The organism is Streptomyces glaucosporus, from assembly GCF_039533345.1.
GTDB classification, from domain to species: Bacteria; Actinomycetota; Actinomycetes; order Streptomycetales; family Streptomycetaceae; genus Streptomyces; species Streptomyces glaucosporus.
The window spans coordinates 104,292-120,646 of record NZ_BAAATJ010000003.1 but is presented as its reverse complement, the minus strand read 5'-3'; the positions used below and the strand labels follow the sequence as shown (position 1 = coordinate 120,646).

Below are 16,355 nucleotides of genomic sequence, written 5' to 3'. Positions count from 1 at the left end.
ATGCCCGGCGGCCCCTGACGCCGTGATGTCGCGGTGCGGGCGCCTTCTGGCGGCGCGTCAGACCGTCCGGAGGGCCAGGACGACGTTGTGGCCGCCGAAGCCGAAGGAGTTGTTGATCGCGGCGATCCGGCCCCCGCCCAGCGGGCGGGCCCCGCCGCGCACGATGTCGGCGTCGACCTCCTCGTCGAGGTCGTCGACGTTGATGGTCGGCGGCGCGGTGCGGTGGTGGAGCGCCAGCACCGTCGCCACCGTCTCCACGCCGCCCGCGCCGCCCAGCAGGTGGCCGGTCATGGACTTGGTGGCGGAGACGGCGACGTGGTCCAGGTCGGCGCCCAGCACCTTGCGCAGCGCCTTGATCTCGGCGACGTCGCCCTGCGGGGTGGAGGTGGCGTGCGCGTTGAGGTGCACCAGCTCCGCCGGGTCCAGGCCGGTGGCCTCCAGCAGGTTCTGCAGCGCGGTGGCGATGCCCCGGCCGGTCGGCTCGGGCTGCGCGATGTGGTGGCTGTCCGCGGACAGGCCCTGGCCCAGCACCTCGCAGTAGACCTTCGCGCCGCGCCTGGCGGCGTGCTCGGCCGACTCCAGCACGACGACGCCCGCGCCCTCGCCGAGCACGAAGCCGTCCCGCGCCTTGTCGAAGGGGCGCGACACGCTCTCGGGAGCGCCCTCGTTCTTGGACAGCGCCATCATGGTGGCGAACGCCGCGATGGGCAGCGGGTGGATCGCCGCCTCGGTGCCGCCCGCGACGACCACGTCGGCGCGGCCGGTGCGGATCATCTCCACGGCGTAGCCGATCGCCTCGGCGCCCGAGGCGCAGGCGCTGACGGGGGTGTGCACGCCCGCCTGGGCGCCCACGTCCAGCCCGACGTTGGCCGCCGGGCTGTTGGGCATCAGCATCGGCACGGTGTGCGGGGAGACGCGGCGCGAGCCCTTCTCCCGCAGCACGTCGTACTGGTCGAGCAGCGTGGTGACGCCGCCGATGCCGGAGGCGACGACCGCGCCGAGCCGGTCGGGGTCCACCAGGCCGTTCTCACCGGCCTTGCCCTCGTAGCCGGCGTCGGCCCACGCCTCGCGGGCCGCGATCAGCGCGAACTGCGCCGAGCGGTCCAGCTTGCGGGCCAGGGGGCGCGGCAGGACCTCGGACGGCTCGACCGCCACCCGGGCGGCGATCCGCACGGGCAGCTCGGCCGCCCAGTCCTCCTCCAGGGGCTTCACCCCGGAGCGTCCGGCGAGCAGGCCCTCCCATGTCGATGCGCTGTCGCCACCCAGCGGTGTGGTTGCGCCGATACCGGTGACGACCACGGAGTGATGGGTCGCGTTCACAGGAATTCTGTCTCCACTGGTAGGGGTCGTGGGATTCTCGGCCACCGCGGAGCGGGTGGCGACAAGCGCGTCTTCCGACGTCGGACCGGGTCAGTCCTGGTGGTTGAGGATGTAGTCCACGGCGTCGCCGACGGTCTTGAGACCCTTGACGTCGTCGTCCGGGATCTTCACGCCGAACCGCTCCTCGGCGGCGACGACGACCTCGACCATGGACAGCGAGTCGACGTCCAGGTCGTCGGTGAAGGACTTCTCCGGCTGGACGTCCTCGACCGGGATGCCGGCGATCTCGTTCACGATCTCGGCGAGACCGGCGACGATCTCTTCCTTGGTGGCGGCCATTCTGGCGCTCCTTACGTGTTGGTGTTGCGGTCCGGATGTTGTGGTGCGGATTGACCGACTCAGGGGAGGGTAACGACCGTTGCCGCGTAGACGAGACCCGCCCCGAAGCCGATGACGAGCGCGGTGTCGCCGCTCTTCGCCTGCCCGGTCGCCAGCAACCGCTCCATGGCGAGCGGGATCGAGGCGGCCGAGGTGTTGCCGGTGGTCTCCACGTCGCGGGCGACCGTGACGTGCTCCGGCAGTTTGAGGGTCTTCACCATCGAGTCGATGATCCGCACGTTGGCCTGGTGCGGGATGAAGACGTCCAGATCGTCCGGGGAGAGCCCCGCGGCGTCCAGCGCCTGCCGGGCGACCTTCGCCATCTCGAAGACCGCCCAGCGGAAGACCGTCTGGCCCTCCTGCCGGATCGCCGGGAACTTCTCCACCTCGCCGTCGCGGTAGCTGTCCCACGGCACGGTCTGCGTGATGACGTCCGCCTTGTCGCCCTCCGAGCCCCAGACGGTGGGGCCGATGGCCGGCTCCTCGGACGGGCCGACGACCACCGCCCCGGCTCCGTCGCCGAACAGGAAGGCGGTGCTGCGGTCCGTCAGGTCCGTCAGGTCCGACAGCCGTTCGACGCCGATGACCAGGACGTACTCCGCGCTGCCCTCGACGATCAGGCCCTTGGCGATGGTCAGGCCGTAGCCGAAGCCCGCGCAGGCCGCGGAGATGTCGAAGGCGGCGGCCCTGCCGGTGCCCAGCCGGTGGGCGACCTCGGTGGCGATGGAGGGCGTCTGCTTGAAGTGGGAGACGGTCGAGATGACGACCGCGCCGATCCGGTCGGGGGAGATCCCGGCGTTCGCGACGGCCTTGCCCGCCGCGGCCAGCGACATCTCGGCGACGGTCTCCTCCGGGCCCGCCCAGTGCCGGGTGGCGATCCCGGAGCGGGAGCGGATCCACTCGTCGGAGGAGTCGATGTGCTTGAGGATCTCCTCGTTCGGCACCACCCGGGTCGGGCGGTAACCGCCGACGCCGAGAACACGCGCGTACGGGGCGCCCTGCGCGGGCCGGATCTTCGCGGTCATGGGTCTCGGGTCTCCTGTTCGACTACTCGGCCGCCGCGCCGGCGGACCCGCCGTGCTCGGCGATCAGCTCACGGGCCGCGTCGAGCTGGTCGGGGGTCTTCACGGCCAGCGTCTTCACACCCGGCAGGGCGCGCTTGGCCAGGCCGGTGAGGGTGCCGCCGGGGCACACCTCGATCAGCGCGGTGACCCCCAGCCTCCCGAAGGTCTCCATGCACAGGTCCCAGCGCACGGGGTTGGAGACCTGGTGGACCAGGCGCCGCACGACCTCCCGGCCGTCGGAGACCACCCCGCCGTCCTGGTTGGAGACGTAGCGGACGCGCGGGTCGCGCGCCTCGACGCCCTTGACGGCCTCCTCCAGCGCGGAGACGGCCGGAGCCATGTGGTGGGTGTGGAAGGCGCCCGCGACGGCCAGCGGCCGCACCATCCGGACCCCCTCCGGCTTCTCCTCGGCCAGCGCGGCGAGCTGCTCGGTGGTGCCCGCGGCGACGATCTGCCCGGCGCCGTTGATGTTGGCCGGGGTGAGCCCCAGCTTCTCCAGGTGCGCGGTCACCGTCTCCGGGTCGCCGCCCAGCACGGCGGTCATCCCGGTCTCGGTGACGGCGGCGGCCTCGGCCATCGCCAGACCGCGGCGGCGGACGAGCGCCATCGCGTCCTCGGGGGTGAGGACTTCGCCGATCGCGGCGGCGGTCAGCTCGCCCACGCTGTGCCCGGCGACCGCGCCCAGCGCGTCCTCGGCGACGCCGTCCAGCAGCGCCTGGGCGGAGATCAGCCCGGCGGCCACCAGCAGCGGCTGGGCCACGGCGGTGTCGCGGATGCGCTCGGCGTCGGCCTCGGTGCCGTAGTGCACCAGATCCAGGTCTATGGCGGCCGACCACTCCCGCAGCCGGTCGGTGACGCCGGGGAGTTCGAGCCAAGGGGTCAGGAAGCCGGGTGTCTGGGCACCCTGGCCGGGAGCGACGAGTACGAGCACTCTCTCACTCTCTCTTGTCGACGGAGGTCCCCGCCGGTGGGGACCGGCACGAAGAACGGTCGGGGTAATTGTTGAAGGCCGACAAAACCGTTGGGCACGACTATATCCGGCCGGTCTGCTCGGCCAGGCGTCCCAGTATCAGCGCGACGCGCAGGGTGAAGGCCGAACGGACATCGGAGGGCGACCATCCGGTGACGTCGGTCACACGTCGAAGCCGGTAGCGGACGGTGTTGGGGTGGACGAACAGCATCCGCGCCGCGCCTTCCAGGGAACTCGCCTGCTCCAGATAGACGCTGAGCGTCTCCAGCAGCGCCGCGCCGGCTTCCTGGAGCGGTCTGTAGATCTCCTCCACCAGCAGTGTCCGCGCGGTGGGGTCTCCGGCCATCGCCCGCTCCGGCAGCAGATCGTCCGCCAGCACCGGCCGCGGCGCGTCCGGCCACGCGGCGCACGCCTTCAGTCCGGCGGCGGCGGCCCGCGCCGAACGCGTCGCCGACAGCAGGTCGGGGACCACGGGCCCGGCCACCACCGGACCGGGCGCGAACGGCCCGATCAGCGCCCTGGCGACGTGCAGCGGGTTGTCCGAACCGCCCGCGATGACCACCAGGCGGTTGCCCAGCACGCCGGTGAGCACCTGGAGCCTGGCGTGGCGGGCGGCGCGCCGGATCGCCTCCACGGTCAACTCGCTGTCCCCGTCGGGCGCGGTGCCCAGCACGACGACGACGTGCTCGGGGGAGCTCCAGCCCAGCGCGGCGGCGCGGGAGACGGCCCCCTCGTCGGCCTCGCCGGAGACCACGGCGTTGACCACCAGCGACTCCAGCCGCGCGTCCCACGCGCCGCGCGCCTCGGCGGCCTGCGCGTACACCTGGGCGGTGGCGAAGGCTATTTCACGCGCGTAGACGAGCAACGCCTCGCGCAGCACGTGCGCGTCGCCGGGCGCGGCCACCTCGTCGATGGCCGCTTCCACGACCTCGATGGTGGTGCGGACCATCTCCACGGTCTGCCGCAGGGTGATGGCCCGGGTCAGTTCGCGCGGCGCGGTGCCGAACACGTCCGTGCTGATGGCCTGCGGCGTCTCCGGGTGCCGGAACCACTCGGTGAACGCCGCGATGCCGGCCTGTGCCACCAGTCCGATCCACGACCGGTTCTCCGGCGGCATCGCGCGGTACCACGGCAGTTGCTCTCCCATCCGCGCGAGCGCGGCGGCGGCCAGCCTGCCGGAGGACTGCTCCAGCCGCCGCAGCGTCTCGGGGTGCGGATGGGGGCGTCGCTTGTCGGGTGCTGGTGTCTGCGTGGGTTCGGGCACGGGACAAGACTGCCCTATTGGTACGGCGGGGCGGGTGGCGGGTGTCGGATTCGCACAACGGACGGGCGCCGTCTCCCGGGCCGGGCGGTGTGCTCGGGGCGTACTCGGGGTGTGCTCGGGGCGTGTTCAGCGGGACGGCCCGCGCGGTGACGGGGCGGCAGGCGCCGTCCGCCGGCCCGGCGTCCCGGAGCGGCCTCCGGGCCGGGGCGGCCGCGGCCGGGCGAGACGGTGGAGGAGGGCCGCGGCGAGGTGGACGACGGCGATCCCGAGCAGCAGGAGCGACGGGGGCAGCGAGGCGGCGATCCCGGCGAGTGCGGCTCCGCAGGCCGCCGCCGAGATCTTCAGGCCCGCCCCGATGGTGAAGACCTGGGAGCGCACCCGGGCGGGGGAGTGGGCGGCCCGGATGCGCAGGGTGGCGCTCAGCAGCGGCCCCTCGAACACCCCTGCCGCGGCGAAGAGCGCCGCCAGGACGGGGAACGAGGGCGCGGCCGAGGCGGCGGCCAGGACGAGGCCGGCGCCCGACAGGGAGACGGAGACCAGGAGCCGGGGCGGGAGGGAGCGCAGCCATCGGGCCACCGCCAGGGCGCCGGCGAGCGCCCCGGTGGCGAACGCGGTCATCAGCACGCCTCCGGAGTCCGGACGGCCCAGGCCGGTCGCCAGGAGCACCGCGGTGGTGGTCAGACCGCCGATCCCCAGGGAGTTCAGGCAGGTGGCCGCCGTGACCGCGCGCAGTTCGCGCACCCGCCACACGGTGGCCAGACCCGCCGCGAGGTCGGCGCGCAGGGGCGCTTGCGCGGACCGTTCCGCGCCGGGGCTCCCGCCGGCGGGCTCCGGCCGCCCGTACGGCAGCGTGGACGCGAGGACGGCCGCGCACGCCGCCGACACGCCCAGCAGGGCCACGGCGGGCCCGGGGGAGGCCAGTGCGGAGACGGCGCTCACCAGGGCGGGGCCGGCCACCGACACGGCGTTGTACGTCGCCGCGTCCAGGGCGTACGCGCGGTCGCGGTCCGGTCCCTCGGGAACCAGGCGGGCGACCAGGCCCGACAGTCCGCCGGTGACCACCGGCCCGCAGCAGCCCCCGAGCGCCGCCACGGCCAGCACCACGGGCAGGGGGACGCGTCCGGTGATCGCCGCCAGCGCGGCGATCCCCGAGGCCAGGCCGGCCAGCCCGCACGAGTGGAACAGCCGGGGGCTGCGCACCCGCTCGGCCAGGGCGCCCGTCAGCGGCGCCGCGAGGACGTGCGGCGCCATCCACGCGGTGAGCACGAACGCGCCCTGGGCCGCGCTGCCGGTGCGGTGCACCGCCAGCATCACCACGGCCACCGCCATGCCCTCCCCGGCCAGCCGTGCGAGGAGAGCGGTGACCAGATAGGGCCGCAGCCCGGTGTGCGGTCGCATGCGCGCCTCCATGGGTAACGCCCTTTGTGCAAAAGACGTTACCCTCGGAGGGGAGAGGCAGAGGAGCCGATGGTGAACGACATTGCGGCCGAGGGGGGATTCCGGCCGGCCCTGCGGCTGCTCGACCTGGCCAACGCGGTCCGCACGGACCCCGGCCTGCCCAGGGAGGAGCTGGTCGCCCTGCTCGTCCGCCACGGGGAGGACCCGGACGACCTCACCGAGGAGGCGTTCCCCCCGGAGGCCGCGGAGGAGATGCGGGCCGCCGCCGCCCGCCTGGCCGCCGTCCTGACCGAGACCGACACCGGCCGGGCCGCCCGCGCCCTCAACGGGATCCTCGCCGAGTGCGGCGGGCCCCCGCGCCTGACCGACCACGGCGGACGCCACACCTGGCACCTGCACGCCGATCGGGGCGAGGACGCGGGCCGGGCCGACTGGTTCCTGGCCTCCGGCGCCCTGGCACTGGCCCAGATCATCACCGAGTACGGCCGCGCCACCTGGGGCGAGTGCGCGGCCCCGGGCTGCTCCACCCTCTACCTGGGCACCGGCCCCGGGAGCGCCCGCCGCTACTGCTCCGCGACCTGCGCCTCCCGCGCCCGCGTCGCGGCCCACCGCCGCCGCAGGCGGGAGGGCCGGTAGGAGCCCCGCCGCGGGCCGCCCCGGCCCCCCGGGGGCGCGGTCACGCGCCGGGCGACGGGTTCCGCAGGACCTCGATCACGCTCGCGTAGCTGTCCCGGCCGTGCCCGGCGGCCCTCGCCCGCACCATGGCGTCCTTCAGCAGCTCGGGCAGGGCGTTGTCCAGGCCGCGGGCCCCGGCCGCGTGGAGGAGGTGGTCGATCGCCGCGATCTGCACGTCGACGGTGGCGTCGTCGCCCGGGTAGCGGCCGGCGTCCACCTGGGACGCGTAGGTGGTCATGAAACCGGCCACGGCGGTCAGCCAGCGGACGGCGATCGGGGTGAACGCCGTGGCCTCCGTCCCCTCCGCGCCGACCAGCGCGGTGCCGTGCAGCCAGCCGGTCAGCGTCGCCCACATCAGACCGAGCAGGGCGGCGTCGTAGAGGGAGGCCATCCCCGGGTCGCCGCCCAGGTGCAGGGGGTCGCCCAGGGCGGCCAGGGTGGGCCGCCAGGTCTCGAAGACGGGCTCCGGGCCGCTGTAGAGGAACATCATCTCCGGGCTGCCGACCCCCGGCGGGGTGGTCATGATCGCGCCGTCGAGGTAGCCGGCCCCGTGAGAGCGCGCCCACTCGGCGGTCTCCCGGGCCTGCTCCGGCGAACCGGAGGTGAGGTTGACCAGCGTCCTGCCCGCCAGGGAGCCGGCCACGGGGTCGAGGACGGCGCGCAGCACGTCGTAGTCCAGTACACAGGCGACGACCAGCGGGCTCGCCGCGACCGCCTCCCCGGCGGTCCCGGCCGGGGAGGCGCCCTTGCCCACGAGCACCTCCGCCTTGTGCGCCGAGCGGTTCCACACGGTGGTCGGATGCCCCCGGTCCAGCAGCGCGGCGGCCAGCGCCGAGCCCATCGACCCCAGCCCCAGGACGGTCACGGCCGGACGGTCAGCGTTCATCTCGCAACTCCCCACAGGTGTCCGCCCACGGCGGACGATCGCGTCGTTCGGACGGGGACCACGCTCGCAGCGCGCGGCGGTCCGGGACAGTGACGGCGGTGCCGTCCGTCGCCGAATTCCTGCCACGCGGCCGGCGGTGTGGCCTACGCTGCTGGGCATGGGTGCCGGTTCCGTCGCCGTGGTCGTGCCCGAGGGCATCGGGATCCCCTCCTGGGACCTGTACGAACTCGCCATCCCCTGCACCGTCTTCGGGAAGCCGCAGCCGGACCTGGCCGACCCCTGGTACGACCTGCGGCTGTGCGGGACGGGGGACGGCCCCGCCGACGGCCCGGGCCTGACCCTGCGGTCCCCTCACGGCCTCGACGACCTCGTCGGCGCGGACACGGTGATCGTCCCCTCCGTCCCCGACGCCTGCGTCGAGGACGGCGAGCCGCTCCCGCCGGACCTGATCAAGGCACTGCGCCGCGCCCACGAGGCCGGCGCCCGCATGGTGTCCCTGTGCACCGGTGCCTTCGCGCTCGCCGAGGCGGGCCTGCTCGACGGCCGCCGCGCCACCGCCCACTGGTCGCACACCGCCCAACTGGCCGCCCGCTACCCCGAGGTGGAGGTCGACGACTCGGTGCTGTACGTCGACAACGGCGACGTCCTCACCAGCGCCGGGCTCACCGCCGGCCTCGACCTCTGCCTCCACATCGTGCGCCGCGACCTGGGCGCCCACGTCGCCAACCGGCTCGCCCGCCGGATGGTCGTGCCCGCCCACCGGCCGGGCGGCCAGGCCCAGTTCGTCGACCTCTCCGTGCCCGCCACCGACGACGGGAGTCTGGCGCCGGTCCTGGAGTGGGCCCGCGCGCACCTGGACGAACCCCTGACGGTCGAGGACCTGGCACGGCGCGCGGCGATGAGTCCGCGCACGTTCTACCGGCGGCTCCGGGCCGCCACGGGCACCACACCCCTGCGCTGGCTCCTCAATCAGCGCCTGGCGAGGGCCCAGAGCCTGCTGGAGGCGACGGACCTGCCGGTCGAGAAGATCGGCGAACTGAGCGGCCTCGGCACGGCCAACAACCTCCGCCACCACTTCCTGAAGCACGTCGGGGTCCCGCCGGGCGAGTACCGCCGCGCCTTCCCCAGGACACCGCCCTCCCCGCAGGCGCCCCAGGGAATTTGAGAAAGTCACCCAGACGGGACGGACAACACCCCCTTGCCGCCCCTGTGTTGGGGCGTGGACGGCCGAACACCCACGGCCCTGGAGGGGGACTTGCCGGTTCTCGCGACAGGACGGCAGGGAGTCGTCTGCGCGTTCGGGGCGAACCGTCCGCCCTGGCTTTCCGCGCTGCCCGCGCCTAGGGTTCCGGCAACGCGAGAGGGGACCTGATGGACCGCCACATCCGCACGGTGGACGACGTGCTGCGTCTCCTGGACGGCATGTTCGCACCCGAGGCCGACCGCTGGACGGACGGCGGGGCGTCCTGGTGGGACGGCTTCTACACCGACCGCTCCAGGCCGGTGCCGTTCTTCGCCGCGAAACCGGACGAGAACCTGGCCTCGTACCTCGACCGCGGCCTGATCGCCCCGGGCCGGGCCCTCGACCTGGGCTGCGGACCGGGCCGCAACGCCCTCCACCTCGCCTCCCTGGGGTTCGAGGTGGACGCCGTCGACCTCTCCCCGGAGGCCGTCGCATGGGCGGAGGAACGGGCCCGCGAGGCGGGGGCCGCCATCCGGTTCCGCGTCGGGGACGCCTTCGCCTCCGGCGCGGACGCCCTGACCGGCCCCTACGACCTGATCCACGACTCCGGCTGCTTCCACCACCTGCCGCCGCACCGCCGCATCAGCTACCTCACCCTCCTCGACCGCGTCCTGGCGCCCGGCGGGCACCTCTCCCTCGCCTGCTTCGCGGCCGGGGGGATGGGCTGCGAACTCCCCGACGAGGAGCTGTACCGCCAGGGCCGCCTCCACGGCGGCCTCGCCTACACGCCCGAGTCGCTGCGCCGGATCTTCTCCGGACTGGAGGAGGTCGAGCTGCGCCGCATGAACGACGAGCCGTCCGACTCCCCCTGGTTCGGGGAGCCCTTCCTCTGGACGGCGCTGTTCCGCCGCCCCGCCTGAGCCGTCCCGGGGCCGCCGGCCCTGCCCTGGGGCGACACGGCGCGGGACGCGGAGCGCCGGATGCCGCGGCTGGCCGCCGCGCTGGAACTGGACGGGCCGGACCGGCCGCTGGTGTACGTCGGGCCGCGCCTCGCCCTGGCCGCCGGCTCCGGCCTCGTGTCCGTCCGGCTGGACGACCGGGGGCTGGGCCTGCGGGCGCGGGTCTGCGCGGAGTGGGCGGCCTTCGCACGGTCCGGCGGGCCGGTGGCGGTCATCGCCGGACTCGACCCGTTCGCGCCCGCCTCCGCCCCGGAGGAGGTGGAGGGGTACCTGCGCACCCGCGCCCCGAACGGCCGCCTGAGGATGGGAGGTACGGCCGCCGTGTGACGGCCGGGGGCCGCCCGCGTACCGTGAAGGAATGCTGCACATATGGCGTGAAGCCGACCGTTATCGGGGCGGTGACGCGGCGGCCGGGGTGGAGACCCGGCACGCCTTCTCCTTCTCCGGTTTCTACGACCCCTCCAACACCCGCTTCGGACTGCTGGTCGCCTGCAACGAGGAACGGCTCGCGCCGGGCGCGGGCTTCGCCGAACACCCGCACGCGGACGTGGAGATCGTCTCCTGGGTGATCGAGGGGGAGCTGACGCACGAGGACTCGGCCGGACGCCGCGCGGTGGTCCGGCCCGGGGACGTGCAGCGGCTGAGCGCCGGGCGCGGCATCCGCCACGTGGAGCGCAACGCGGGCGGCGAGCCGCTGCGGTTCGTGCAGATGTGGCTGGTGCCGGGGGTGTTCGGCGGCGACGCCGAGTACGAGGTGGTGCGCGGCATCGCCGACGGCACCCCGTACGGGCTGGACCGCGCCGACGCGGTCCTCCACGTACGGCGGCTGGGCACGGGGCAGCGCACGGCGATCCCGGACGCGCCGTGGGTGTACGTGCACGTGGTGCGCGGCGGGCTGCGCATCGGCGGGGAGCTGCTGGAGCCCGGGGACGCGGCGCGGATCACCGACGCGGAGGGGCTGGAGGCGGCCGGGAACGCCTCCGGAACCGAGGCGCTGATCTGGGAGATGCACTCCGAGCCGTCCTACGGCTGAGGAACGGACGCCGGGGCGCGGGCCGGGGCCGCCGCACGACGGTCCCGGCCCGCGCGGCGTCACCGGTTCCGGCGTCGGACGCCCGTGGGCGCGGTGAGGACGGCCAGGCCCAGCGCCAGGACGGCCATCCCGCACCAGGACACGGCCGGCAGGCGCTCGCCGAGGACGGCCACGCCCAGCACGGCGGCGACGGCGGGCTCGGCCAGCGTCAGCGTGGTCGCCGCCGACGCGGTGGTGCGGCGCAGCCCGTGGCCGAAGAGCCGGTAGGCCAGGAACGTGGTGAAGAACGCCAGGTGCAGCGCCACGGCGGCACCGCGCGCGGTGGCGAGCCAGCCCGTGCCGGCGAGGACCAGGACGGGCAGCACCAGCAGCGCGGCGGCGCCGAACATCGTCCCCATCACGGCGTCGGAGGAGTGCCCCCGCACGATGAGCCGTCCGCCGATGAGCGAGTAGGCGGCGTAGGACAGTCCGGCCAGCGCGGCGAGCAGGACGCCGAGGGCGTCCACGCGGGCGGCGCCCTCGGTGAGCTGCGGCCCCAGGACGAGGAGGACGCAGCCGAGCACCGCGGCCAGGGTCGCGGCGGTCCAGCGCGCCGTGGGCCGGGCCTGCCCGGTGAGCCAGGCGAGCAGCCCGGTGAAGACCGGGGCGCTGCCCAGCGCGATCACCGTGGCCACGGCCACGCCCGTCCGTGCCACGGCCGGGTAGAAGGTGAGCGGGTACCCGGCCACCGCCAGCGCGCCCAGGACGAGCAGCCGGCGCTCGGCGCCGGTGCACCGGGCGGGCAGGGAGCGGGCGCCGCGGGAGGTGAGGAACAGCAGCAGGCCGCCGAGGGCCATCCCGGCGGCGCCGATCGCCGCCGCCGACGCGCCGGCGGGCGCCAGGGAACTGGCGGTTCCGGTGGTGCCCCACAGCACCGCCGCGACGAGGATGGGCAGCGGACCGCTCAGCGCGCCGCCGTGCCGCGCCGCTTCGGGCCCGCCGGGTTCGGTGCCGGTCCGCCGGGAGGGGGTCGGGGAGGGAGAGGTCTGGTTCTGCACGGTCGTGGACTTCCGTTGTCGAATGCGCCTGGGACGGTTTCCGGGAGCGGGCGCACGACAGCGGGCCCCGGCGGCCGTGGGACGGCCGGGGGCGCGGGATCAGACCCTCGGGGTCGGACCGTCGCGGTGTGCGCCCGTCAGGCGCGTACCGGCGGCGGCAGAACGTTGCGCCAGGAACTCATGCGCCGATCGTACCGGCGTCCTCGCGCACCGGGGCGGGCCGGGGCCTGAACCGTACCGGGCCGGGGCCTGGACCGTCCCCGGCCCGCCGCCGCGTCCGGAAGCCTCAGCCGGGCAGCACGAGCTGCCCGGCGCCCCGGCGTTCGAAGTCCAGCAGGCGCCGCTTGCGGTCCACGCCGCCGCCGTAGCCGGTGAGGTCGCCGGTGGACCCCACCACACGGTGGCAGGGGACGATGATCCCGACGGGGTTCCTGCCGTTGGCCAGGCCGACGGCGCGCGCGGCCGCCGGCCGCCCGATCCGCTCCGCGAGCCGCCCGTACGAGACCGTCTCCCCGTACGGGATCTCCAGCAGCGCGTTCCACACCGTGCGCTGGAACGGGGTGCCCCGCAGGTCCAGCGGCAGGTCGAACGCGGTGCGCTGCCCGGCGAAGTACTCGCCGAGCTGCTCCTCCACCGCGCCGAACGGCCGCCCGTCGCGTTCGCCGAAGCTCTCCTCGGGCGGCCGGTGGCGCTGCCGCTCCATGTAGAGGCCGATGAGCCGGCCCTCCTCGGCCACGAGCGTCAGCGGACCGTACGGGCTGTCCACCACGGTGTTCACGCGGCGTCGCGCGGGGGCGCGGATGGTCATGGGGGTGTCCTCTCGTGCAGGGCGGGCCGCGGTACTCGGCGGCCCCCGGTCCGGCAGTCGGTCCGGCAGCCGGTTGATCGGGTGGTCGCCGGTGGCCCACAGGTGCTGCACGGCGTAGGCGCGCCAGGGCCGCCACGCCCCGGCCCGGCGGGTCAGGGCGCCGGGGGAGGAGGGCAGCCCCAGGGCGCGTGCGGCCAGGCGGACCCCCAGATCGGTCGCGACGAAGGCGTCCGGGTCCCCGAGCGCCCGCATCGCGATCGTCTCCACGGTCCACGGACCGACGCCCGGCAGCGCCGCGAGCCGCGCCAGGGCGAGCCGCCGGTCGCTCCCGGGCCCGAGGTCGATCTCCCCGGAGGCGAGGGCGGAGACCAGGGCGAGCAGCGTGGCCCGGCGGGTGCGCGGCATGGCGAGCGCCCCGGGGTCCATTTCCGCCAGGGCGGCCGGCTCGGGGAAGAGGTGCGTCAGGCCGCCCTCCGGGTCGTGGACCGCTTCGCCGTGGGCCCGCACCAGCCGGCCGGCGAGGGTGCGGGCGGCGGCCGTGGAGACCTGCTGGCCCAGCACGGCGCGCACGGCGAACTCGGCCGGGTCCGCGGTGCCGGGTACCCGGCGGCCGGGCGCCCGCGCCACCAGCGGAGCCAGCAGCGGGTCCCCGCCCAGGTGCGCGTCGACCGCGAGCGGGTCGGCGTCCAGATCGAGCAGCCGGCGGCACAGGCCGACGGCGGCGGACAGGTCGCGCATGTCGCTCAGCACCAGCCGGCAGTCGACGCGGCCCTCCCCGTCCGGTTCCCGGCCGGGGGCGGGGCCGGGCCGCAGGGCGACGGTCCCGTGCCCGTGCGGCAGCCGCACCGTGCGCCGGTACGCCCCGTCCCGCCACTCCTCCACACCCGGTACCGCCGTGGCGGCGAGATGCCCGAAGAGACTGTCCGGGAACAGCGGCTCGCGGTGGGGGAGCCGCAGCGACACCGCCCCGGGCACGCCGGCGGCCGGGACGTCCTCAAAGGCGCGGCGGTCGGCGTCGAGGTGCATGGTGCCAGTCTCGGCGGCGCCCGCCCTCCGGTTCCAGCGGAAAACGGACAGGGAGGCCGGATGGCCGGATCGCGTGGTCGGCCGCGGGGCACGGCCTAGGGTCCGGCCGTGGACACCGCTTCCCTCCTCGAACACCTGCGGCGCGAACTCGGCGCCTTCCGGGCCTGCCTGGAAGGCGACACGGCCGCCCCCGTGGAGCACTGCGGCGACTGGACGCTGCACGACCTCGCCGCCCACCTGGGCGGGGGCAACCTGTGGGCGGCGGCGGCCGTCACCGAGCGGCACGGCGACCACCGGCCCCCGGCCGCACCGCGAGAACCGGCCGCCCTGGAGCGGTGGTTCGAGGAGACGGCCGCGGCCCTGCTGGACGCCCTCGGCGCCGAACCGTCCACCCCGGCCTGGACGTTCCACCCGCCGCACACCGTCGGCTTCTGGCGGCGCCGCTGCCTGGAGACCCTGGTGCACCGCTGGGACGCCGAGCACGCCCTGGGCGCGCCCCGCCCGCTGGACGCGGAACTCGCCGCCGAGGGCGTGGCCGAGGTCTTCGACACCATGGCACCGCGGCAGATCGAGCGGGGCCGCGCCACCCCGCCCGGCCACGCCGTGCGGCTGACCGCCACGGACACCGGGGCGTCGTGGACGTACGGCCCCGGCGACCCCGTCGCCGCCGTCTCCGGCACCGCGGAGAACCTCCTGCTGGCGCTGTGGGGCCGCGTCCCCGCCGACGGGGACGCGCTGGTGTGGGAGGGCGACCGGGAGGCCGGGCGGCGCGTCCTGGACGGGCCCCTGGTGCCCTGAGCACCAGGGGCCCGTGGAGAGCCCGGCGGGAGCGGGCCCGCCGGGACGCCCTCAGCGGAACAGGTGGTAGGGGATGGCGTCGGCCAGCATCCCGTAGCCCTTCGGGTTCAGGTGCAGCCAGTCGCCGTCGTGGACGTCCGCCCGGAGCCGGCCGGGGTCGCGCGGGTCGCGCACCGCGCGGTCGAAGTCGATCACGGCGTCGAACCGGCCGCCGGTGCGGATCCACTCGTTGACCGTCCGCCGGGTCCGCTCGCGCAGGCCCGCCGGGTCGTCGTACATCCCGTTCCCGCCGAACGGCAGCAGCGTCGCGCCGTAGACCTCGATGCCCTGGGCGTGGGCGCGGGTGACGATCTGGTCGTACGCGGCGATCAGGTCGTCCGCGACCCGCTTCTGGGCCGCCTCGGTGGCCTCCGCGGTGCCGATGTCGTTGACGCCCTCGAAGACGATCAGCCACTCGACGCCGCTCTGGGCCAGTACGTCGCGGTCCAGCCGGGCCAGGACGTTGGGGCCCAGGCCGTCGTCGAGGACCCGGTTGCCGCCGGCGCCCTGGTTCAGCACGGCGATGCCGGACGTGCTCCGGCGGGACTGGAGCCGGTCGAACCACTGGTCGGGCCAGCGGTCGTTGCCGTTGGTGGTGGAGCCCCGGCCGTCGGTCAGCGAGTCGCCCAGGACGGCGACCGCCGCGGTGGACTTCTTGGTGTGGACCTCGACGCCGCTGAGGAAGTACCAGTGGTCGGTGGGGGTGGCGCCCGGCAGGTCCTCGGCGTGGACGTGGTTGCCGCGCAGCAGGTGGGAGGTGGTCCGGGAGCCGGGGTGGGAGGTGATCTCGTTCGAGGCCTGCCCCTCGGCCAGGTAGGTCGTCACGGTGAGGTTCGTCCCGGGCGCGACCTTGAGGTCCAGCGGGTCGGAGACCGCCTGCGCCCCGACCGGGATCACCGTGGAGGACCGGCCGCCGAAGGTCACCGGCCGGGAGGTGCCCGGGCGTATCGCGCTCGTCCCCGCCTTCCCGCCGGCCGGGAGCGCCACGGAGACGGCCGTGACGGGCAGGGCCGTGCCCCCGAAGGCGTTGGAGAACCGCAGCCGCAGCCTGTCCCCGCCGACGGTGACGCGGACGGTCTGCCGCAGGGTGGTGTCCTCCAGGACCAGGCCGTCCCGCGTGAACGGGGCGGGCGGCATGTTGTGGGGTTCGGTGAGCTGCGGCATCGACGTCCAGGAGTTCACCCACTGCCGCGCGCGGCCCTCGGAGGCCGGGGTCGCCGGGGAGCCGGAGGCGGCCCCGGCACGCTCCTCCCCGGCGGTGGGCGGGGCGCCGGTCACGGCGGACGCCGCGAACACGGTGGCCACGAGGGCCGCCGCGGCGGCCAGGCCGGACAGGCGGGACAGGCGGGACGGTCTTCTTCTCACGGGGTGCGTCATGGGCTGCGCGTCCTCCGGTGGGGGCGGTGGTCGTCACGTGCGCGCGTGACGCTAGCCGCCGGGCACGGCGGAGGGGCAAGAGCGCGTCCCGGCTACTGCGGCGTACGGCAGCAGTACGCGGTGTACGGCGCGGTGGCGGC

General features: G+C 75.4%; 16 protein-coding genes. 6 read left to right on the top strand and 10 right to left on the bottom strand.

Annotated features, from left to right (window positions below):
• Positions 1–57: 57 nt before the first annotated feature.
• From ABD358_RS04805 to ABD358_RS04780, 6 genes are all read right to left on the bottom strand, one after another.
• On the bottom strand, positions 58–1,320 hold the full coding sequence (locus tag ABD358_RS04805) for a beta-ketoacyl-[acyl-carrier-protein] synthase family protein (protein WP_344629568.1): 1,263 nt from the start codon (positions 1,318–1,320) through the stop codon (positions 58–60).
• Between the two features lie 90 nt (positions 1,321–1,410).
• The gene (locus ABD358_RS04800; protein ID WP_344629567.1) at positions 1,411–1,659 is read right to left on the bottom strand and encodes an acyl carrier protein; all 249 of its coding nucleotides are present in this window, start codon (positions 1,657–1,659) and stop codon (positions 1,411–1,413) included.
• 59 nt (positions 1,660–1,718) lie between these two features.
• On the bottom strand, positions 1,719–2,723 hold the full coding sequence (locus tag ABD358_RS04795) for a ketoacyl-ACP synthase III (RefSeq protein WP_344629566.1): 1,005 nt from the start codon (positions 2,721–2,723) through the stop codon (positions 1,719–1,721).
• A 22-nt stretch (positions 2,724–2,745) separates the two neighbouring features.
• Positions 2,746–3,693 (bottom strand): ACP S-malonyltransferase, encoded by a 948-nt coding sequence (locus ABD358_RS04790; protein WP_344629565.1) that lies wholly within the window; start codon positions 3,691–3,693, stop codon positions 2,746–2,748.
• Between the two features lie 100 nt (positions 3,694–3,793).
• Positions 3,794–4,996 (bottom strand): PucR family transcriptional regulator, encoded by a 1,203-nt coding sequence (locus ABD358_RS04785; RefSeq protein WP_344629564.1) that lies wholly within the window; start codon positions 4,994–4,996, stop codon positions 3,794–3,796.
• Positions 4,997–5,122: 126 nt separating this feature from the next.
• Entirely contained in the window at positions 5,123–6,394 is a 1,272-nt protein-coding gene (locus tag ABD358_RS04780; RefSeq protein WP_344629563.1) for an MFS transporter, read from the bottom strand.
• 69 nt (positions 6,395–6,463) lie between these two features.
• Between ABD358_RS04780 and ABD358_RS04775 the strand changes: the two genes are divergently transcribed.
• Positions 6,464–7,030 (top strand): CGNR zinc finger domain-containing protein, encoded by a 567-nt coding sequence (locus ABD358_RS04775; RefSeq protein ID WP_425576243.1) that lies wholly within the window; start codon positions 6,464–6,466, stop codon positions 7,028–7,030.
• 40 nt (positions 7,031–7,070) lie between these two features.
• On the opposite strand, the gene ABD358_RS04770 is transcribed toward ABD358_RS04775, so the two are convergent.
• The gene (locus ABD358_RS04770) at positions 7,071–7,955 is read right to left on the bottom strand and encodes an NAD(P)-dependent oxidoreductase (RefSeq protein ID WP_344629561.1); all 885 of its coding nucleotides are present in this window, start codon (positions 7,953–7,955) and stop codon (positions 7,071–7,073) included.
• Positions 7,956–8,133: 178 nt separating this feature from the next.
• On the opposite strand from ABD358_RS04770, the gene ABD358_RS04765 reads away from it, so the two are divergent.
• From ABD358_RS04765 to ABD358_RS04750, 4 genes are all read left to right on the top strand, one after another.
• A complete protein-coding gene (locus tag ABD358_RS04765; RefSeq protein WP_425576260.1) occupies positions 8,134–9,120 on the top strand; it encodes a GlxA family transcriptional regulator in 987 nt (328 codons plus the stop codon).
• 206 nt (positions 9,121–9,326) lie between these two features.
• On the top strand, positions 9,327–10,058 hold the full coding sequence (locus tag ABD358_RS04760; RefSeq protein ID WP_344629559.1) for a class I SAM-dependent methyltransferase: 732 nt from the start codon (positions 9,327–9,329) through the stop codon (positions 10,056–10,058).
• A 60-nt stretch (positions 10,059–10,118) separates the two neighbouring features.
• Entirely contained in the window at positions 10,119–10,424 is a 306-nt protein-coding gene (locus tag ABD358_RS04755) for a hypothetical protein (RefSeq protein ID WP_344629558.1), read from the top strand.
• A gap of 31 nt (positions 10,425–10,455) precedes the next feature.
• Positions 10,456–11,130: a pirin family protein gene (locus tag ABD358_RS04750; RefSeq protein ID WP_344629557.1), complete on the top strand. Its 675-nt coding sequence runs from the start codon at positions 10,456–10,458 to the stop codon at positions 11,128–11,130.
• 59 nt (positions 11,131–11,189) lie between these two features.
• Here the strand turns inward: ABD358_RS04750 and ABD358_RS04745 are convergent, their stop codons facing one another.
• A complete protein-coding gene (locus ABD358_RS04745; protein WP_344629556.1) occupies positions 11,190–12,167 on the bottom strand; it encodes an EamA family transporter in 978 nt (325 codons plus the stop codon).
• Positions 12,168–12,453: 286 nt separating this feature from the next.
• On the bottom strand, positions 12,454–14,001 hold the full coding sequence (locus ABD358_RS04740; RefSeq protein WP_344629555.1) for a methylated-DNA--[protein]-cysteine S-methyltransferase: 1,548 nt from the start codon (positions 13,999–14,001) through the stop codon (positions 12,454–12,456).
• Positions 14,002–14,109: 108 nt separating this feature from the next.
• Here ABD358_RS04740 and ABD358_RS04735 point away from each other — a divergent pair, with 108 nt between their 5' ends.
• Positions 14,110–14,799: a maleylpyruvate isomerase family mycothiol-dependent enzyme gene (locus tag ABD358_RS04735; protein WP_344629554.1), complete on the top strand. Its 690-nt coding sequence runs from the start codon at positions 14,110–14,112 to the stop codon at positions 14,797–14,799.
• Positions 14,800–14,850: 51 nt separating this feature from the next.
• On the opposite strand, the gene ABD358_RS04730 is transcribed toward ABD358_RS04735, so the two are convergent.
• Positions 14,851–16,215, bottom strand: a complete 1,365-nt coding sequence (locus ABD358_RS04730; RefSeq protein WP_344629553.1) for an SGNH/GDSL hydrolase family protein — start codon at positions 16,213–16,215, stop codon at positions 14,851–14,853.
• Between the last annotated feature and the right edge of the window lie 140 nt (positions 16,216–16,355).